The organism is Flavobacterium sp. UMI-01 (genome assembly GCF_019656315.1).
In the GTDB taxonomy this organism is placed as follows: domain Bacteria; phylum Bacteroidota; class Bacteroidia; order Flavobacteriales; family Flavobacteriaceae; genus Flavobacterium.
Genome location: NZ_BPLU01000019.1, coordinates 120,842 through 138,663, shown reverse-complemented (window position 1 = coordinate 138,663; position 17,822 = coordinate 120,842). Strand labels below are relative to the sequence as shown.

The 17,822-nt window shown below is 35.0% G+C and carries 22 protein-coding genes and 4 tRNA genes; 25 read left to right on the top strand and 1 reads right to left on the bottom strand.

Annotated features, from left to right (window positions below; all coding sequences use genetic code 11):
* Complete coding sequence (locus tag K5R64_RS08000; RefSeq protein WP_220762481.1) at positions 1-753, top strand: hypothetical protein; 753 nt, start codon at positions 1-3, stop codon at positions 751-753.
* A 5-nt stretch (positions 754-758) separates the two neighbouring features.
* Positions 759-1,463: a lipoyl(octanoyl) transferase LipB gene (lipB, locus tag K5R64_RS07995; RefSeq protein WP_220762479.1), complete on the top strand. Its 705-nt coding sequence runs from the start codon at positions 759-761 to the stop codon at positions 1,461-1,463.
* Positions 1,464-1,752: 289 nt separating this feature from the next.
* On the opposite strand, the gene K5R64_RS07990 is transcribed toward lipB, so the two are convergent.
* The gene (locus K5R64_RS07990) at positions 1,753-2,451 is read right to left on the bottom strand and encodes a ribonuclease HII (protein WP_220762477.1); all 699 of its coding nucleotides are present in this window, start codon (positions 2,449-2,451) and stop codon (positions 1,753-1,755) included.
* A gap of 287 nt (positions 2,452-2,738) precedes the next feature.
* Between K5R64_RS07990 and K5R64_RS07985 the strand changes: the two genes are divergently transcribed.
* From K5R64_RS07985 to rplL, 23 genes are all read left to right on the top strand, one after another.
* On the top strand, positions 2,739-4,676 hold the full coding sequence (locus K5R64_RS07985; protein ID WP_220762475.1) for a putative porin: 1,938 nt from the start codon (positions 2,739-2,741) through the stop codon (positions 4,674-4,676).
* Between the two features lie 132 nt (positions 4,677-4,808).
* Positions 4,809-5,291 (top strand): 3'-5' exonuclease, encoded by a 483-nt coding sequence (locus K5R64_RS07980; RefSeq protein WP_220762473.1) that lies wholly within the window; start codon positions 4,809-4,811, stop codon positions 5,289-5,291.
* 72 nt (positions 5,292-5,363) lie between these two features.
* Positions 5,364-6,635 (top strand): DUF2851 family protein, encoded by a 1,272-nt coding sequence (locus tag K5R64_RS07975; protein ID WP_220762471.1) that lies wholly within the window; start codon positions 5,364-5,366, stop codon positions 6,633-6,635.
* A 207-nt stretch (positions 6,636-6,842) separates the two neighbouring features.
* Positions 6,843-7,073, top strand: coding sequence for a PspC domain-containing protein (locus tag K5R64_RS07970; RefSeq protein WP_220762469.1), 231 nt, complete (start codon positions 6,843-6,845; stop codon positions 7,071-7,073).
* 27 nt (positions 7,074-7,100) lie between these two features.
* Entirely contained in the window at positions 7,101-8,015 is a 915-nt protein-coding gene (locus tag K5R64_RS17180; protein ID WP_255580327.1) for a hypothetical protein, read from the top strand.
* 16 nt (positions 8,016-8,031) lie between these two features.
* The gene (locus K5R64_RS17175; protein WP_255580326.1) at positions 8,032-8,766 is read left to right on the top strand and encodes a hypothetical protein; all 735 of its coding nucleotides are present in this window, start codon (positions 8,032-8,034) and stop codon (positions 8,764-8,766) included.
* 32 nt (positions 8,767-8,798) lie between these two features.
* A complete protein-coding gene (locus K5R64_RS07960; RefSeq protein WP_220762467.1) occupies positions 8,799-8,939 on the top strand; it encodes a hypothetical protein in 141 nt (46 codons plus the stop codon).
* A gap of 34 nt (positions 8,940-8,973) precedes the next feature.
* Entirely contained in the window at positions 8,974-9,855 is an 882-nt protein-coding gene (locus K5R64_RS07955) for a helix-hairpin-helix domain-containing protein (protein WP_220762465.1), read from the top strand.
* 16 nt (positions 9,856-9,871) lie between these two features.
* Complete coding sequence (locus K5R64_RS07950; RefSeq protein ID WP_220762463.1) at positions 9,872-11,014, top strand: acyl-CoA dehydrogenase family protein; 1,143 nt, start codon at positions 9,872-9,874, stop codon at positions 11,012-11,014.
* Positions 11,015-11,356: 342 nt separating this feature from the next.
* On the top strand, positions 11,357-11,551 hold the full coding sequence (rpsU, locus tag K5R64_RS07945) for a 30S ribosomal protein S21 (RefSeq protein ID WP_220762728.1): 195 nt from the start codon (positions 11,357-11,359) through the stop codon (positions 11,549-11,551).
* Positions 11,552-11,623: 72 nt separating this feature from the next.
* On the top strand, positions 11,624-12,529 hold the full coding sequence (locus K5R64_RS07940) for a tyrosine-type recombinase/integrase (RefSeq protein WP_220762461.1): 906 nt from the start codon (positions 11,624-11,626) through the stop codon (positions 12,527-12,529).
* A 26-nt stretch (positions 12,530-12,555) separates the two neighbouring features.
* Positions 12,556-12,858, top strand: coding sequence for a ribosome hibernation-promoting factor, HPF/YfiA family (gene hpf / locus K5R64_RS07935; protein ID WP_220762458.1), 303 nt, complete (start codon positions 12,556-12,558; stop codon positions 12,856-12,858).
* 93 nt (positions 12,859-12,951) lie between these two features.
* Positions 12,952-13,025: transfer RNA gene (locus tag K5R64_RS07930), tRNA-Thr, on the top strand.
* Positions 13,026-13,069: 44 nt separating this feature from the next.
* Positions 13,070-13,150: transfer RNA gene (locus K5R64_RS07925), tRNA-Tyr, on the top strand.
* 82 nt (positions 13,151-13,232) lie between these two features.
* Positions 13,233-13,304 (top strand) — tRNA-Thr (locus K5R64_RS07920).
* A gap of 54 nt (positions 13,305-13,358) precedes the next feature.
* Entirely contained in the window at positions 13,359-14,546 is a 1,188-nt protein-coding gene (tuf, locus tag K5R64_RS07915; RefSeq protein ID WP_220762456.1) for an elongation factor Tu, read from the top strand.
* A 58-nt stretch (positions 14,547-14,604) separates the two neighbouring features.
* Positions 14,605-14,675: transfer RNA gene (locus tag K5R64_RS07910), tRNA-Trp, on the top strand.
* 19 nt (positions 14,676-14,694) lie between these two features.
* Entirely contained in the window at positions 14,695-14,892 is a 198-nt protein-coding gene (gene secE, locus K5R64_RS07905; RefSeq protein WP_220762455.1) for a preprotein translocase subunit SecE, read from the top strand.
* An 8-nt stretch (positions 14,893-14,900) separates the two neighbouring features.
* A complete protein-coding gene (gene nusG, locus K5R64_RS07900; protein ID WP_220762454.1) occupies positions 14,901-15,452 on the top strand; it encodes a transcription termination/antitermination protein NusG in 552 nt (183 codons plus the stop codon).
* Between the two features lie 66 nt (positions 15,453-15,518).
* Complete coding sequence (gene rplK / locus K5R64_RS07895; protein WP_220762453.1) at positions 15,519-15,956, top strand: 50S ribosomal protein L11; 438 nt, start codon at positions 15,519-15,521, stop codon at positions 15,954-15,956.
* A 13-nt stretch (positions 15,957-15,969) separates the two neighbouring features.
* Positions 15,970-16,659, top strand: coding sequence for a 50S ribosomal protein L1 (rplA, locus tag K5R64_RS07890; protein WP_220762452.1), 690 nt, complete (start codon positions 15,970-15,972; stop codon positions 16,657-16,659).
* A gap of 22 nt (positions 16,660-16,681) precedes the next feature.
* A complete protein-coding gene (rplJ, locus tag K5R64_RS07885) occupies positions 16,682-17,200 on the top strand; it encodes a 50S ribosomal protein L10 (protein ID WP_220762451.1) in 519 nt (172 codons plus the stop codon).
* Between the two features lie 91 nt (positions 17,201-17,291).
* Positions 17,292-17,663 carry a 50S ribosomal protein L7/L12 gene (gene rplL / locus K5R64_RS07880; RefSeq protein ID WP_220762450.1) on the top strand — a complete coding sequence of 124 codons (372 nt, stop codon included), beginning with the start codon at positions 17,292-17,294 and terminating at the stop codon, positions 17,661-17,663.
* Positions 17,664-17,822 lie beyond the last annotated feature (159 nt).

The window sequence follows — 17,822 nt, the reverse complement described above, 5'->3', positions numbered from 1 at the left end:
ATGAATTTTTTCAAAAAACTAGTATTAGTTAGCCTAATCCTGCTTATTGTAAGTTGTAATTTTGTTGAAAACATCAATGTGAATCCTGACGGTACAGGCGATTTTTCTGTTGAAGTTGATGGTTCTGGTTTGATGGCAATGGCTGGAGACAAAATGGGCGAAAAACTGGGTTCCAAAAACAAAAAAAGCATCGACTCTACTTTTTCATTCAAGCAACTTTTTGAACAAAAAAAAGACAGTATCGCCAAACTTTCCGCAGAAGAACAAGCAGCCTTAAAGAAAATGGAAAATTTTGTCATGCACATGAAAATGAATGCCGAGACAAAAGAACTACTGTTTTCCATGAACACCCCTTTTAAAAAGGTGTCCGAACTTCAAGACATGATGAGTGGCATGAAAACCTTGAATGATTTAAATCAAAAATCTAAAAAACAAACGCCAAATCCATTTTCTAATGGATTCAACAACAATTCAAAACTCAATTTTTCATACAACGGTAAAAATTTTACTCGTACTGCTATTATTGATAAAGAAGCATTAAACAAAATCAAAAAAGACTCAACAGGAATGGCAAAAATGATTTTTGGTTCTTCCAAATACACCTTGAAATACCATTTTCCAAAACCAGTTAAAACCGTTTCTAATCCTGATGCGCTCTTTAGTGCTGATAGAAAAACCATCACGATTCAATACCCTTTTACAGATTATATGGATAATCCTGAAAAGATGAATCTTACTATAGCGTTTGATTAACACAAATGAATAAAACCATCCAACTTCAAGATTTAGGTAGCAAAGACTACAAAACTTCGTGGGAATACCAAGAAGAATTGTTCAAAGGTATTGTGGATTTAAAAATCCAAAACCGACGAGAAGAAACCCATTTGCAAACGCCTAATTACTTTTTGTTTGTAGAGCATCCCCATGTTTATACTTTAGGGAAAAGTGGTGATTTCGAAAATTTACTACTTTCAGAAAAACAATTAGAAGCCAAAGGAGCTACATTTTACAAAATCAATCGTGGGGGCGACATCACCTATCATGGCCCTGGACAGATTGTGGGTTATCCTATTTTGGATCTTGAAAACTTCTTTACCGATATTCACAAGTACTTACGCCTACTCGAAGAATCGATTATTCTCACCTTACAAGAATACGGTTTAGAATGCGGACGCAGTGAGGGTGAAACAGGAGTTTGGCTTGGAGTAGGAACACCTTTTGCTCGAAAAATATGTGCTATGGGCGTACGGGCTTCACGTTGGGTCACCATGCACGGTTTTGCTCTAAATGTAAATGCAGATTTGGGCTATTTTGACAACATTATTCCATGTGGGATTCGAGGTAAAGCAGTGACTTCCTTAAACGTGGAATTAGGGGTTGAAAAAGTAGATGAAGCCGAGGTAAAAAATAAAATACTAAAACATTTCGCAGTCCTTTTTGAAGCTTCATTTATAGGTCTTTAAAGGTATTTAAACACAAAGGGCACAAAGAAAGCACTAAGAACACAAAGCTTTTCTTTAACCACTAAGTCGCTGAGACGCAAAGAATCGTATAAATAATTCCTAATTTATGTTCGCAAGAACACGAATCAAATCCGTAAAAATCTAACATTAGCTTTAGCTAATCTGTTTTATCTAAATAAAGACAGCGTATATAAAAAATTCGTTTTTATCCGCCTCCCATAACGCAAGCCAAGAAAAACTTAGCGAGCTTTGTGCTTTCTTTGTGCCCTTTGTGGTTACATTTTCATAGTTAAATATCTAATTTCAACTGCTCGGGCAGCAATCGAAAACTCATTCTGTGGTATTTTGAAGGGCCATATTTCCGGATTGCCTCGCGGTGTTCTTTCGTAGGGTAGCCTTTGTTTTTTTTCCAATTGTACATGGGGAATTCTTCATGAATTTTATCCATATACGCATCGCGATAGGTTTTGGCCAAAACGGAAGCAGCAGCAATACTCATAAACTTAGCATCACCTTTTACAATACTTTGATTTGGGATGGATTTCAATAATTCGATTTCCTCAATGGTGAACTGTTTTCCAGTAGTGTTTTTGAGTCCCAATTTGGCATTCAAACTGCGATTGCCATCGACAATAATAAATTCTGGGACAACATTCAATTTTAAAACTGATTCTTGCATTCCCTTCATCGAAGCATTGAGAATATTGATTTCGTCAATCTCTGAAGGAAACAAATGCGTAACTGCAAAACTCAGTACTTGTTCTTCAATAATAGGTCTTAATCTTTCACGTACTTTTTCGGTCAATTGTTTTGAATCATTCAGTAAATCTATCAGTAATTTTGCTGATTCTGTATCGGCTTCCGCACCTTTTGAAAGCGCTGGAGATAAGATAATAGCTGCTGCTGTCACAGGCCCAGCTAGACAGCCTCTGCCTGCTTCATCGGTGCCTGCTTCAAAGATAAAATTCGAATATTGACTGGAAAGCATACTTTGAAATTTAAAAAAAAACAAAGATTACAAAATTTTAATTAGTTTCATTCGTTAATCAATTATTTAATGAAAATAAACGTTTGAGATAAAAAAGAATAAGATACGGAATGCTATTACAATAAGAGTGTATCAATTGTTGAATTCATGGTTTATCGTGGTCATTCGTTAATCCATATATTGCGCTCTGTAATCATCTGCAATAAGATGTTTTTTTATAGCTTTTTATCAATTACCTTTGCCCAAATTAATTGTCAATGCATTCATTGCTTAATCAGTTGCGCCTAATGAGAATTCTTTTCCAGTTATACCTACTAATGGTACCCGTACTACTTTTTTCTCAAGAAAAACCTCAAGAAAAACCATCACTTAGAAGAGACGAAAGCGAAGAGACCGCTAAGAAAGAAAAAGTAGCGACCATTGATATGTATCGCATTATTTCATTGGAACGCGACACCACATATATTGATACTTCCTTAACCATTCAAAGAGAATATAGCCACAATTATTTGCGAAGAGATACTTTTGGACTTCTTGCTTTTCCTAACGAGGGACAAACCTATAATACCTTACAATACAGTTTAAGCGATTTTTCACCTTATCCAGAGATGGGACTCAAAGGGAAACATTTTAGTTTTATGGAAGCAGGAACCATACGTTATGCATCTGTGGCTACTCCTGTGACCGAACTATTTTTTAAATCCATCATAAGCAAGGGGCAGTTAGTGGATTCCTATTTTACGCTCAACATTCACCCGCGACTTAATTTCTCACTGGCTTACAAAGGAATGCGCTCAGAGGGTAAATACATTAATCATTTTGCAAATTCAGGACATTTTCGATTTACCACTAGTTATAGCACTAAAAACTTGCGTTATGTAGCTAATGCTCATTATGTTTCGCAAGACATATTAAATGAGGAAAACGGAGGAATAACTACTCTTAATGATTTTGAGAGTGGTGATCCTAATTTTAGTAACAGACAAAGTTTGGAGGTATATTTAACTGATGCTGAATCTTTTTTGAAAGGGAAACGCTTTTTTATAGACCATAGTTTTAGAGTAAACCCAACTAAAGGGAATAACAATCTCTATGTGAATCATCAGTTCAATTATGAAAATAAGTTTTTCGAATACAAGCAACCTACTATAGCCTCAACGGTAGGTTCAACAACCGTTAACCGTTTTGGGGATGCCTTTGTTAGTAGCGACCTTAAAGATCAAATACATTATAACAAAATGTACAACAAGGCGGGGGTCATCTACGAAAATACAACCCTAGGAAATTTTCAATTTTTTGTAGATGATTTCAGAAGTAATTTTTATTATTACAAAATCCTTGTGCAACAAGATGGAACGGTGATTCCAGCTTCAATTAGTCGAAATATTAACGCAGCAGGAGGACAATACGATTACCAAAAAAAGAAGTGGACAGGAAAATTTATTTATTCCAGATCCCTTTCTAATCAATCTTTGTCTCATCTTGATGCTAAGATGCGATTGGATTGGAATGAGGATTTTCAGTTTGATTTTCAATACCAGAATTTGAATAAATTACCTAGCGATAATTATAATTTGTACCAAAGCGGGTTTGTAGAATACAACTGGGTGAATGATTTTAAGAACGAAAAAATCAATCGTTTAGCAGCTACTGCTCAAACACCATGGCTAAATGCGTCACTGAATTTAATAACTCTCGATGATCATTTGTATTTTGAAAATGTGGCTGCCAGTAGTGCACAGCAAATTATTGCCCCTAATCAATACGGAAAAACCATTAATTATCTTTCCTTAAAGCTAAATAAAGAAATCAAGTTTGGAAATTTTGGATTTGATAATACCCTTTTGTATCAGAAAGTAGAGCAACAAGATGCCATCCTCAATGTACCTGAATTAGTGACGCGAAACACCTTGTATTATACGAATTATTTTTTCAAAAAAGCACTTTTTATTCAAACCGGAATCGTCTTGAATTATTTTACAAAATATTATGCCAATGATTACAATGGTGTGACTGGTGAGTTTTTTGTACAAAACCAAAAACAAATCGGTAATTACCCTAATCTAGATTTTTTTATCAACGCTAAAATTCAACGCACCCGAATTTTTATCAAAGCTGAGCATTTCAACTCGTCATTGACAGGAAACAACTTCTTTTCAGCGCCTAATACTCCTTTTCGTGATATGGCCATCCGTTTTGGTTTAGTTTGGAATTTCTTCAATTAATTGTAGGAGCACAGCCTAAATTATTTTATTCACTATTTTTCTACAATACTTTATTTTTGAAATGTTACCTAAATCATTACTCATTTAGAAATGCCAATTCCTAAATTAAAAAATCCTTAATTCAAAATTTCCTTGACTTTCACCGCTATAGATTTCGAAACTGCTACTGCATACCATCCTTGCTCTGTTGGGATTGTAACCGTTGAGAATGGTATTATTGTAGATGAGTTTGTGACTTTGATACAACCGCCTAATAATTTATATAGTCCGTTTACGATACAAGTTCACGGAATTTACCCTCATCATACTGTTAATGCCAAAAACTTTGTACAAGTATTTCCCGAAATCAAAAAAAGATTGCAAAACCGAGTTGTGGTGGCACATAACGAAAGTTTTGACCGCAATGTACTAGCTAAATCGATGGCTCTTTATGGATTGGATTATAACGAACTCAATATTGCACCCCGTTGGGAATGCACGGTAAAAATCTACAAGGCCAAAGGACTTAAACCTACAAAACTTAGCGATTGTTGTCGAGCAATGAATATTGAGCTGAACCATCACGAAGCCCTTTCGGATGCGCGTGCTTGTGCCAAATTATATCTTTTGAAATAGTTGTTTGTGGTTTAAGATTTTTCCTTACATTAGCTCTTGTTGTAGTGTATTTAGTACTTAAAAGCTATCGTAATGAAAGAAGATTTTCTACATTATCTCTGGAAGTTTCAAAAGTTGGATGTTCGCAACTTACAAACTACAAATCAGGATTCGCTTATCATTCACCAGCAAGGACAATATTTAAAACTAGCCGGTCCAGATTTTTTCAATGCTCAAATTAGTATTGGCAATCAAAAATGGGCAGGAAATGTTGAAATCCATTTGAAGTCTTCTGATTGGTATTTGCATCATCACGAACGTGATGCCGCTTATGAAAATGTGATACTTCATGTGGTTTGGGAGCATGACACTGCCGTTTTTAGACAGGACAATACCGAGATTCCAGTGTTAGAACTTCAATCTTATGTGGATAAACTAACGTTGCAAACGTATCAGTCGTTAATCAAACCAAAATCTTGGATTTTTTGCGAGAAAGATTTAAAAAATATAGAAGGTTTTTTGTTGCAAAACTGGCAAGAACGGTTGTTTTTTGAACGATTGGAACGCAAATCTCAATTTATTTATGACTTATTAGCTGAAACAAATAATGATTGGGAGGCTGTATTGTTTTGTTTGTTGGCTAAAAATTTTGGACTTAATACTAACGGAGATAGTTTTCTACAATTAGCTCAATCCATACCGTTTTCAATTATTCGGAAAGAAAGCTTTGAGGTCGAAAATTTAGAAAGTCTTTTTTTTGGAAATGCAGGTTTGTTGGATGGAGAAAAAGAAGATAATTATTTTAAAGACCTAAAGTTTCGATATTTTTATTTGCTTCATAAATACCAATTAGATAAAGCTACGGTTTTTCCAGTACAATTTTTCAAACACCGACCAGATAATTTTCCTACGATTCGATTGTCGCAATTGGCAAATTTGTATCATTTGCATCAAAATTTGTTTTCCAAAATTCAGGAATTACGTATAGTTGAAGATTTTTATCAATTATTTCAGGTAACTACTTCTCTTTATTGGCAAAACCATTATCAGTTTGATAAACAAAGTCCTAAAAAGAACAAGCGACTTTCGTCTTCATTTATTGATTTGTTAATTATCAATACTATAATTCCTTTGCAATTTGCCTATGCAAAAAGCAAAGGAGAGGATGTAACCGAACAATTGATCTACTTACTTTCTCAGGTAGAGCCCGAAAAAAACAGCGTGATGGATAAATTTGTTTTTCATGGGATTAAACCTCTAAATGCTTTTGAAACCCAAGCTTTGCTACAGCTCAAAAATGAATATTGTGCCAAAAGCAAATGCATGGATTGCTCCATTGGAATGGAGTTGCTAAAAACAAAATAACCTTGGAAAAGAGTTATTTATTTTTTTGTAGTTTTACCCATTGAGTAAAAATGGATAATTTTATGCAAATTTCACTATGAGTAGATACCTTAGGTAGACTAATGGTATTAATAATACTCCTTTTGAGTAAATTAGTAAAAAAAGGATTGTGTTTTATTCAGTTGACTGAATTAAAAACTTAAATTAGTAACGCAAAGTATATAACAGATGTTTCCAGCAGTACTCAAACTTAAATTTTTTTTAGAAAAACATGGTTTTCATGTTTCTTCACGTTTGGCAGATAAATTGGGAATGCGAGCCAATAGTGTTCGTCTCTTTTTTATCTATATTTCATTTGTAACTGTAGGATTGGGCTTTGGGATTTACTTGATATTGGCTTTTTGGATTCGGTTAAAAGACTTAATCCGTGCCAAACGCACTTCGGTATTTGACTTGTAAAATAGTACTAATCATAAACATAATATTTTGACCGTAAAATCAGATTCTTGGGGTTCACGTGTAGGTTTAATTTTAGCAATGGCAGGTAATGCCGTTGGGTTGGGTAATTTCTTACGATTTCCAGTTCAGGCAGTTCAAAACGGTGGTGGCGCTTTTATCATTCCTTATTTGGTTTGTTTTCTATTGATGGGAATACCATTGTTATTTATAGAATGGTCCTCTGGTCGTTATGGAGGTAAGTTTGGGAATCATAGTACACCATATATACTAGATTCAATGGTCAAAGGGAGACTTTTGAAATACATAGGTGTTTTCGGGATTTTTACCAATATTGCTGTTGCTGCTTATTATTGTTATATAGAGTCTTGGACCATGTCGTATGTGTATCATTCTATTATTGGTACTTTTAACGGAATGAGTCAGGCTGATGTAGCTGGTTTTTTTGGGAATTACATTGATATTGGACATTCGACGACGGGAATACCCTATGAAGCGGTTATTTTTTACATAATCTGTTTGCTTATCAATACGTATATACTATCAAAAGGATTAAAAGGAATTGAAAAGGTGGCAAAAGTAGGGATGCCTTTGTTGATATTGTTTGGTGCAATCTTGGCGATAAAAGGATTAACCCTAGGGACTTCAGGTGCATCTGAGGTTTTTCCAGATGCAAATGCATGGGATGGTCTTAATTTTCTTTGGACTCCGCAATATAATTCCTTATTGGATTTAAAAGTATGGATGGCGGCAGCGGGACAAATTTTCTTCACCTTGTCAGTGGGTATGGGAACGGTACATTGCTATGCTGCTTATTTGGATGAGAAAGATGATATCGCCTTGAATGCTGTTTCAGCAGGTTTTATGAATGAATTTGTTGAAGTAGTTTTAGGAAGTTTAATTGTGATTCCTATTGCCGCTGGATATTTAGGATTGGGTTATTGAAAACGCTGGATTTGGTATGGCATTTCAAACCATGCCTTATTTATTTCAACAATGGGGAAGTGTGATTGCTGTTTTTGCTGGAGTATTGTGGTTTGGGCTGTTGTTTTTTGCTGGAATTACCTCTTCATTAGCAATGGGAACTCCTTGGATAGGTTTTATGCGTGACGAATTTGGATGGAATCAAAAAAAGGGGGCTTGGTCTTTTGGGACTATCGCCTTAATTTTAGGATTGCCTACGGTAGTGTTTTTTCAAGAAGGTGTTTTTGATGAATATGATTATTGGGCTGGAACGGTGAGTTTGGTCCTTTTTGCCATGTTTGAAACCATTTTGTTTTCATGGATTTTTGGAATGGAAAAGGGATGGCGAGCAATTACCAGTGGTGCTGATATTAAAGTACCTGAAATCTTTAAGTACATTATAAAATACATTACCCCAGTAATGTTGATTGTAATTTTTATGGGGTCTGTTTTTAAGCCACAAAATAATGACTGGTCCACAAACATCCATAATTTGGTTTCTGGAAAATCATGGGTGTTAGATAATGGGTCGATTGTTAAAACCATTACCCACGCAGGACTTAAAGAACAAATAGCTGCTACTACTGATCCAGAAGTATTGATGCAATTAGAGGATAAGATGTTTTATCTCAATTTCGCCCGTTTGTTGTTGGTAGGATTGTTTGTTTTTATTAGTGCTTTAGTCTATTTAGCGTTCCAAAAAAGAAGAAGAGAAGGACGTAATACTTTGTAGTCTTCTAATGTGTAATTTAAAATAAGAGTTGTATGAATACAGAAGCGTTAATTACCATGTTGCTTACACAAGGAATAGTAGTGTTTTTTGCGGTTTATTTCTTCTATAAAGTCTTGACTATTAAGCCTAAGCAAGAGCCTGATTCGTTTTCTGAAAATGATAACGAACAATAGAGACAGTAATATTGCTAATCGTTAATTTTTGACCATGAAAGCGTTAAAATCCTATTTCCTATTTTCCAAAGAACAACGAAACGGGATTTTTTTATTATTGGTTTTGATTTTTTTTATTCAAATAAGCTGGTTTGTTTGTAAAAGTTATGATACATTCGAAAATGATTCAGAAGCCGCGAAAAAATGGTTGGCTTTACAGTCAGAAATAGACAAGTTAAAAGCATCTTCTCCAGAGTATAAATACGAACTGAAACCGTTTAACCCTAATTTCATAACCGATTATAAAGGATATAAATTAGGTATGTCAGTACATGAAATTGACCGTCTTTTAGCTTTTAGAAAAACGAATCAATATGTAAATTCGGCTCAAGAGTTTCAAAAAGTAACTCAAGTATCAGATTCGTTGTTAGCTGTTCTTTCGCCTTATTTTAAGTTTCCTGATTGGGTAACGAAAAAAAGAGCATCACGGGCGTATGCTTCATATACAAAACCTGACTATACAAAAAAGACAAACATCGCCATTCTTGATGTCAATACGGCTACACAAGAGGATTTGATGGCTATAAACGGAATCGGACAAGGGTATTCCGAGCGAATTTTGAAATTTAGAGAAAGCTTAGGTGGTTTCGTTTCAATGCAACAAATGGAAGATGTTTGGGGGCTACCACCTGATGTAGTGGGTAAATTGCAAAAAAGTTTTAAAGTTGGCTCAACTGCCCAAATAATGAAATTGGATATTAATAATGCATCAGTAAAAGAGTTGGCTCAATTTCCTTATTTTAGATATGCATTAGCAAAAGAAATCGTGATGTGTAGGAGTATGAATGGTGATTTTAAATCGGCTACTGATTTAACAAAAATTAAAGGGTTGTCTATTGAAAAAGCTAATATTATAGCCTTATATTTGACCTTTTAAAAACAATAGCTTTAAGATGAACTTTGATTATAATGAAACGCAGTCAATGATTGCGCAGTCCATAAGAGATTTTGCAGAGAAAAACATTCGTCCTTACATCATGGAATGGGATGAAAATCAGACTTTTCCAGTTTCTTTATTTAGAGAATTAGGAGCCATGGGGTTTATGGGTGTTTTAGTTCCTGAATCTTTAGGAGGTTCTGGTTTAGGATATCATGAATACATCACTATTGTAGAAGAAATTTCAAAAGTAGATCCTTCTATAGGATTGTCAGTTGCTGCGCATAATTCGTTATGTACTAATCATATTTTAACTTTTGGAACTGAAGCGCAAAAGGAAAAGTGGATTCCAAAATTAGCCACTGGTGAACATATTGGTGCATGGGGATTAACAGAACATAATACAGGTTCTGATGCAGCTGGTATGAATACCACTGCTAAAAAAGACGGGGATTACTGGGTTGTTAATGGTGCTAAAAATTTTATTACTCATGGTATTTCAGGTGATATTGCTGTGGTAATCGTAAGGACTGGTGAAAAAGGAGATTCTCACGGAATGACAGCTTTTGTTTTTGAGAAAGGTATGCTTGGTTTTTCTTCAGGTAAAAAAGAAAACAAATTAGGAATGCGTGCTAGTGAAACTGCTGAGTTGGTTTTTGATAATTGTCGTATTCCAGACGCTAATAGATTAGGAGAAGTGGGAGATGGATTTATTCAAGCGATGAAAATCCTTGATGGAGGTCGAATATCGATTGGAGCTCTTTCTTTAGGAATAGCAAAGGGAGCTTATGAAGCAGCATTAAAGTATTCAAAAGAACGCCATCAGTTTGGGAAACCTATTAGTAGTTTTCAAGGGATTTCTTTTAAATTAGCGGATATGGCGACTGAAATTGAAGCTTCGGAGCTGTTGTTGCATAAAGCTGCTTTTTTGAAACAGCAACACAAGCCTGTGACTACACTTGGGGCAATGGCTAAAATGTACGCTTCTGAAGTGTGTTGCAAAGTGGCCAATGAAGCTGTTCAAATACACGGAGGCTATGGTTATACTAAAGATTTTCCTGTAGAAAAATTTTATCGAGATGCTAAACTATGTACTATTGGAGAGGGAACTACTGAAATACAGAAAGTCGTAATTGCTCGAAATTTACTCAAAAATTAAATTGCAAATAAAAAAAAGAATAAAGGCTCTGAGTTTAAATCTTGGAGCCTTATTTTTTTGAATTCTTTTTTACTCCCAATTACGCTGTAGACTTCGTAAGGGAAAGAAATATTTTAATAAATCAAGGTGCTAACGGAAATTTTTTAAGAAAGAATAGTAAACTATTTACTTCGTCAGTTTGAGCAGAGCTCTCGGTTCATGATTAAAAATAGATGAAGTAGCTGAATTTGAAGAGAAATAAAGGTGAGTAGATTTTTACTTCGCAATTTGGGTTTAAGAATGTTTGGTAACTCAAAATTAATTGTTACATTTGCAGCCTTAACGAGAGGAGGTGTCAATATTATGTTAATTATACCAATTAAAGACGGAGAAAATATCGATAGAGCATTAAAGCGCTATAAAAGAAAATTTGATAAAACAGGAACTGTTCGTCAATTAAGAGCACGTCAAGCTTTTATTAAACCGTCTGTGAAAAACAGAATGAAAATTCAAAAAGCGGCTTACATTCAAACATTGAAAGATAGTTTAGAGAGTTAGTAGGTTTCTTTAATAGAAAATAATTACCGTTAGTATTTAAAGTTTAGTAACTTTGATGCTAACGGTTTTTTTATGGCTACAACTATTGAATCATTTAAGGGTTATCTTTTGAAAGAAAAAAAATATTCTGTTCATACCGTAACTGCGTATGAAAAGGATGTTGTGGAATTTCAATTGTTTAATAAAGAATATTTTCAGCAAGATACAATTGAACAAGTGAATTATAGTCAGATACGGAGTTGGTTAGTGAGTTTGGTTGAGGGCGGTTTGGTAGCGATTTCGGTGAACAGGAAAGTGGCTTCGTTGAAAGCTTTTTACAAATTTTTGCTGAAAACAAAGCAAATAAACGTAAACCCATTGTTGAAGCACAAATCATTAAAAGTTTCTAGGGCGATTCAGATTCCGTTTTCTGAGAAAGAGGTGGGTCGGGTTTTGCAGGATGCTAATGAAGGTGATGATTTTGAAACGGTGCGGAATCGATTGATAATTGAATTATTGTACAGTACTGGGATGAGGCGAGCCGAGTTGATTCAGTTAAAGATGCAAGATGTAGATTTGGCAAAAGGCGTGCTGAAAGTTCTTGGGAAAAGAAATAAAGAACGTTTGATTCCGATTTTACCATTAGTGAAACAAAAAGTACTTTTTTATGTTAGTAAAAGAGCTGATATAGAAGGTGTTGGGAGTTATGAATATTTTTTTATAACAAAAAATGGAATTATGTTAAATAATTCGCTTGTTTATCGTTTGGTAAATTCGTACTTTGGTAAAGCTTCAGAGAAGGTAAAAAAGAGTCCGCATGTCTTACGGCATACATTTGCGACCCATTTGCTTAATAACGGGGCGGATTTGAATTCAGTAAAAGAGTTATTAGGGCATTCTAGTTTGGCATCGACACAAGTATATACACATACTAGTTTGATGGAGCTTAAAAAAGTATATAAAAAAGCGCATCCTAGGAATAATGATAATGACAATTAAGTTTAACCATTAAATAAGTATTGATTATGAAGGTAAGTATTCATGCAGTTAACTTTAATGTTGACGGGAAGTTAGTTAATTTTGTTCAAGAGAGAATGGATAAATTGGAAAAATATTACGATAAAGTAGTGTCATCTGATGTGTATTTGAAAGTGGAGAAAACGAGTGAAAAAGAAAATAAAATTGTAGAGGTCAAGATAAATGTACCAGGAGATGGGTTTTTGGTGAAAAAACAATGCAAGTCTTTTGAGGAAGCAGTGGAGTTGTCAGCTGAATCTTTAGAGCGATTATTGGTGAAAAGAAAGGAAAAAATAAGAGCTCATGCATAAATTTGAAATTTTTTAAAAAAAATGTTTTGTTTGAGAGATAAAATCTATACATTTGCAGTCCGTTAGAAATAGCGGACTTTTTTTGTTCAAATTGCCAGCGTAGCTCAGTCGGCTAGAGCAGCTGATTTGTAATCAGCAGGTCGTGGGTTCGAGTCCCTCCGCCGGCTCAATTAAAACTTTGGTTTTGAAAATTAATTGAAACAAAAAAAGAGGGGAGATACTCAAGCGGCCAACGAGGGCAGACTGTAAATCTGCTGTGAAAACTTCGCAGGTTCGAATCCTGCTCTCCCCACAAAAAAAGTTTAAAGGTTTGGGGAGTTTAAAGTTTTGACTTGTTTTGAAAACTTTAAACTTTAAACAGAAAAAACTTTACCGCCGGTGTAGCTCAGGGGTAGAGTGCTTCCTTGGTAAGGAAGAGGTCTCGGGTTCAAATCCCGACATTGGCTCATAAGAAAAATTTTGAACACTAATAAATTAATAAAGATTAAAATCTAAGTAAAATGGCAAAAGAAACCTTTAACCGTTCGAAACCACACTTAAACATAGGTACAATCGGACACGTAGATCACGGAAAAACTACATTAACTGCTGCAATAACTAAAGTGTTATCTGATGCTGGTTACTGTCAAGCGAAATCTTTTGATCAAATTGATAATGCTCCTGAGGAGAAAGAAAGAGGTATTACAATTAATACTTCTCACGTAGAGTATGAAACTGCTAACCGTCACTACGCTCACGTTGACTGTCCAGGTCACGCGGATTACGTAAAGAACATGGTTACTGGTGCTGCTCAAATGGATGGAGCTATCCTTGTTGTAGCTGCAACTGATGGACCAATGCCACAAACTCGTGAGCACATCCTTTTAGGACGTCAAGTAGGTATTCCACGTATCGTTGTTTTCATGAACAAAGTGGATATGGTTGATGATGCTGAGTTGTTGGAATTAGTTGAGATGGAAATTAGAGATTTATTATCTTTCTATGAGTATGATGGTGACAACTGTCCAGTTATTCAAGGTTCTGCTTTAGGAGGATTGAATAATGATGCTGCTTGGGTTCCTAAAATTTTAGAATTGATGGATGCTGTAGATGCTTGGATCGAGGAGCCAGAAAGAGATGTTAACAAACCATTCTTGATGCCAGTTGAGGACGTATTTACAATTACTGGTCGTGGAACTGTTGCTACAGGTCGTATCGAAACGGGAGTTGCTAATACAGGAGATCCAGTTGAAATTATTGGTATGGGAGCTGAGAAATTGACTTCTACAATTACAGGGGTTGAGATGTTCCGTAAAATCCTTGATAGAGGTGAAGCTGGAGATAACGTAGGTTTATTGTTGAGAGGTATTGATAAAGCTGATATCAAACGTGGTATGGTTATCATCAAGCCAGGTTCTGTTAAACCACACAAAACTTTCAAAGCTGAGGTGTATATCTTGAAAAAAGAAGAAGGTGGACGTCACACTCCATTCCACAATAACTACCGTCCACAGTTCTACGTACGTACAACTGACGTAACTGGAGTTATTTCTTTACCAGCAGGTGTAGAGATGGTTATGCCAGGTGATAACTTAACTATTAATGTTGAGTTGTTAAGCCCAATTGCAATGAACGTAGGTTTACGTTTCGCTATCCGTGAGGGTGGTAGAACAGTTGGTGCTGGTCAGGTAACTGAAATTCTAGAGTAATTTAGAAACACATAAATTTTGAAACCAGTAAGGTTTTAATATCTTACTGGTTTTTTATACGGGCGTAGTTCAAGGGTAGAATAGCGGTCTCCAAAACCGTTGATGGGGGTTCGAATCCCTCCGCCCGTGCAATAAAAACATAAATCTAATGGCAAAAATTGGTAATTACATTTCAGAAGCATTTGAAGAATTAAAATCAAATGTAACTTGGCCAGAGTGGGCTGAGGTGCAGCGACTAACGATTGTTGTGGCTGTTTTTTCAGTATTATTTGCTTTGGCAACATGGGGAGTTGATGAAGTTTTTGCAAAAGCATTAGCAGGATTTTTTAATTGGATTAAAGCTTAATAATTGACATGACAGATAATAATTTAAAAAAATGGTATGTCGTTAGAGCTGTAAGTGGTCAGGAAAACAAAGTAAAAGCCTATATCGAAACGGAGATTTCAAGATTAGGTATGGAGGATTTTGTTTCTCAAATTCTTGTTCCTACAGAGAAAGTTGTTACTGTAAAAGACGGGAAAAAATTAGTTAAAGAAAAAGTTTTTTTTCCAGGTTATGTAATGATAGAAGCTAATCTAGTGGGTGAAGTTCCTCATATTATTAAATCAATCACTTCTGTTATTGGTTTTCTAGGTGAAACAAAAGGCGGGGAACCGGTTCCATTGAGAACTTCTGAAGTAAATAGAATGTTAGGTAAAGTGGATGAATTAGCGGTTAATACTGATAATCACGCAATACCATTTAATCTTGGAGAGACTATTAAAGTTATTGATGGTCCATTTAATGGCTTCAACGGAACGGTTGAAAAAATTAATGAAGAGAAGCGTAAGCTTGAGGTAATGGTGAAAATTTTTGGAAGAAAGACACCATTGGAATTGAGTTTTATGCAAGTAGAAAAAGTATAATATTGTTACACTATAATAAGTCACTTCAATTGCTTCTATAAATTGTTGTGTTAAATTTTTTAAAAAATGGCTAAAGAAATTAGTAAGGTAGTTAAACTACAAGTTAAGGGAGGTGCTGCGAATCCGTCGCCACCGGTTGGACCTGCTTTAGGAGCTGCTGGGGTTAATATCATGGAGTTCTGTAAGCAGTTCAATGCTAGAACACAAGATAAACCTGGCAAAATATGCCCAGTACAAATTACTGTGTATAAAGACAAATCATTTGATTTTGTTGTTAAGACTCCTCCTGCAGCAGTTCAGTTATTGGAAGCTGCAAAGCTAAAATCTGGTTCAGGTGAGCCTAATCGTAAAAAAGTAGCTAGTGTTACTTGGGAACAAATTAGAGCTATTGCTGAAGACAAGATGCCAGACTTAAATGCATTCACTATGGAGTCTGCAATGAGTATGGTTGCTGGAACAGCTAGATCTATGGGTATAACTGTATCAGGAGACGCTCCTTTTTAATTAAGAGAAAGACATGGCAAAATTGACAAAAAAGCAAAAAGAGGCTGCTTCAAAAATTGAAAAGAACAAATTATATACTTTGAAAGATGCTGCTGCATTGATTAAAGTGGTTGCTTCTGCAAAATTTGATGAGTCTGTTGATATCGCAGTAAAATTGGGTGTTGATCCAAGAAAAGCGAATCAAATGGTAAGAGGGGTTGTAACATTACCTCACGGAACTGGTAAAGATGTAAAAGTATTAGCATTAGTTACTCCAGATAAAGAAGCAGAAGCTAAAGAAGCGGGTGCTGATTTCGTAGGATTGGATGAGTACTTACAAAAAATTAAAGACGGTTGGACGGATGTTGATGTAATCATCACGATGCCAGCTGTAATGGGTAAATTAGGTCCATTAGGTCGTATTTTAGGGCCTAGAGGTTTAATGCCAAACCCTAAAACAGGTACAGTAACTATGGATGTTGCTAAAGCTGTTGCTGAGGTTAAAGCTGGTAAAATTGACTTTAAAGTTGATAAAACTGGTATCGTACATGCAGGAATTGGTAAAGTTTCTTTTGGAGCTGAGCAAATTTATGACAATGCACACGAAATTATTCAAACATTAATCAAACTTAAGCCAACTGCTGCTAAAGGTACCTATATTAAAGGAATTCACCTTACAAGCACAATGAGTCCAGCTATTGCATTGGATCCAAAAGCAGTATAATTGGTAGTTAAAAATTTTTAGGATGACTAGAGAAGAAAAATCAATCGCGATTGAAGATTTAACTGCACAGTTAGCTGGTACAAATATTGTTTATGTAGCAGATATTTCTGGACTTAATGCAGAAACTACTTCAAACTTGAGAAGAGCTTGTTTTAAAGCAGGTGTTAAATTAGAAGTTGTAAAAAATACATTACTTGCTAAAGCAATGGAAACTTCTGAGAATAGTTATGGTGAGTTACCTTCTGTATTGGTAGGTAATACAGCTATCTTTATTTCAGATGTAGCTAACGCTCCAGGTAAAATCATTAAGGATTTCCGTAAAAAATCAGATAAGCCTGTTTTAAAAGGTGCTTATGTGAATGCTGAGATTTATATTGGAGACAATCAGTTAGATATGTTATCTACTATTAAATCTAAGGAAGAATTACTTGGAGAACTTATCGGATTACTTCAATCACCAGCTCAAAGAATTATTTCTGCACTTCAAAACAAATTTGCAGGAGAAGAGCAAGCTGAAGAAGTTCAAGCTCAAGAGGCTTAATACTATCGGAGATATTCTCTTTGAGTATTACATACTAAGCGCATAATAAACAAAATATAATTTACAAAATCATTTTAAAACGATAGAAAAAATGGCAGATTTGAAACAATTCGCAGAACAATTAGTTAACTTAACTGTAAAAGAAGTTACTGATTTAGCAACAATATTAAAAGATGAGTACGGTATCGAACCAGCTGCTGCAGCTGTAGTAGTTGCTGCAGGTGGTGGTGAAGGTGCTGCTGAAGAAGCTCAAACTGAATTTACAGTTGTATTGAAAGAGGCTGGTGCTTCTAAATTAGCTGTAGTGAAGTTAGTAAAAGAATTAACTGGATTAGGTCTTAAAGAGGCTAAAGATGTAGTTGATAGCGCACCATCTACTGTTAAAGAAGGTGTTTCTAAAGAAGAGGCAGAAGGTCTTAAAAAATCTTTAGAAGAAGCTGGAGCTGTAGTTGAGCTTAAATAAGTTTAATCAGTTTTAAGAACTAGGTTTAGGTCTTGAGTTAATCACTCAAAGCCTAAACCATTTTTCGTATAATAAAATAGTTCAAGTTTTATTATAATATTACGTTTAAAATACGAAAAAGTTTTTGTTCAATACGAAGACAAAAAATTAATCTAAATG

What these genes read in the sequence shown, in the direction of transcription:
- K5R64_RS07975 (WP_220762471.1), top strand. Translation starts at nt 5,364, where the DNA reads ATGAAAGAAGATTTTCTACATTATCTCTGGAAGTTTCAAAAGTTGGAT.
- rplK (WP_220762453.1), top strand. Translation starts at nt 15,519, where the DNA reads ATGGCTAAAGAAATTAGTAAGGTAGTTAAACTACAAGTTAAGGGAGGT.
- nusG (WP_220762454.1), top strand. Translation starts at nt 14,901, where the DNA reads ATGACAGATAATAATTTAAAAAAATGGTATGTCGTTAGAGCTGTAAGT.
- tuf (WP_220762456.1), top strand. Translation starts at nt 13,359, where the DNA reads ATGGCAAAAGAAACCTTTAACCGTTCGAAACCACACTTAAACATAGGT.
- lipB (WP_220762479.1), top strand. Translation starts at nt 759, where the DNA reads ATGAATAAAACCATCCAACTTCAAGATTTAGGTAGCAAAGACTACAAA.
- rplA (WP_220762452.1), top strand. Translation starts at nt 15,970, where the DNA reads ATGGCAAAATTGACAAAAAAGCAAAAAGAGGCTGCTTCAAAAATTGAA.
- K5R64_RS07970 (WP_220762469.1), top strand. Translation starts at nt 6,843, where the DNA reads ATGTTTCCAGCAGTACTCAAACTTAAATTTTTTTTAGAAAAACATGGT.
- K5R64_RS17175 (WP_255580326.1), top strand. Translation starts at nt 8,032, where the DNA reads ATGGCATTTCAAACCATGCCTTATTTATTTCAACAATGGGGAAGTGTG.
- rpsU (WP_220762728.1), top strand. Translation starts at nt 11,357, where the DNA reads ATGTTAATTATACCAATTAAAGACGGAGAAAATATCGATAGAGCATTA.
- K5R64_RS07990 (WP_220762477.1), bottom strand. Translation starts at nt 2,451, where the DNA reads ATGCTTTCCAGTCAATATTCGAATTTTATCTTTGAAGCAGGCACCGAT.
- secE (WP_220762455.1), top strand. Translation starts at nt 14,695, where the DNA reads ATGGCAAAAATTGGTAATTACATTTCAGAAGCATTTGAAGAATTAAAA.
- K5R64_RS07960 (WP_220762467.1), top strand. Translation starts at nt 8,799, where the DNA reads ATGAATACAGAAGCGTTAATTACCATGTTGCTTACACAAGGAATAGTA.
- hpf (WP_220762458.1), top strand. Translation starts at nt 12,556, where the DNA reads ATGAAGGTAAGTATTCATGCAGTTAACTTTAATGTTGACGGGAAGTTA.
- K5R64_RS07955 (WP_220762465.1), top strand. Translation starts at nt 8,974, where the DNA reads ATGAAAGCGTTAAAATCCTATTTCCTATTTTCCAAAGAACAACGAAAC.
- K5R64_RS07950 (WP_220762463.1), top strand. Translation starts at nt 9,872, where the DNA reads ATGAACTTTGATTATAATGAAACGCAGTCAATGATTGCGCAGTCCATA.
- K5R64_RS07985 (WP_220762475.1), top strand. Translation starts at nt 2,739, where the DNA reads ATGAGAATTCTTTTCCAGTTATACCTACTAATGGTACCCGTACTACTT.
- rplL (WP_220762450.1), top strand. Translation starts at nt 17,292, where the DNA reads ATGGCAGATTTGAAACAATTCGCAGAACAATTAGTTAACTTAACTGTA.
- rplJ (WP_220762451.1), top strand. Translation starts at nt 16,682, where the DNA reads ATGACTAGAGAAGAAAAATCAATCGCGATTGAAGATTTAACTGCACAG.
- K5R64_RS08000 (WP_220762481.1), top strand. Translation starts at nt 1, where the DNA reads ATGAATTTTTTCAAAAAACTAGTATTAGTTAGCCTAATCCTGCTTATT.
- K5R64_RS07940 (WP_220762461.1), top strand. Translation starts at nt 11,624, where the DNA reads ATGGCTACAACTATTGAATCATTTAAGGGTTATCTTTTGAAAGAAAAA.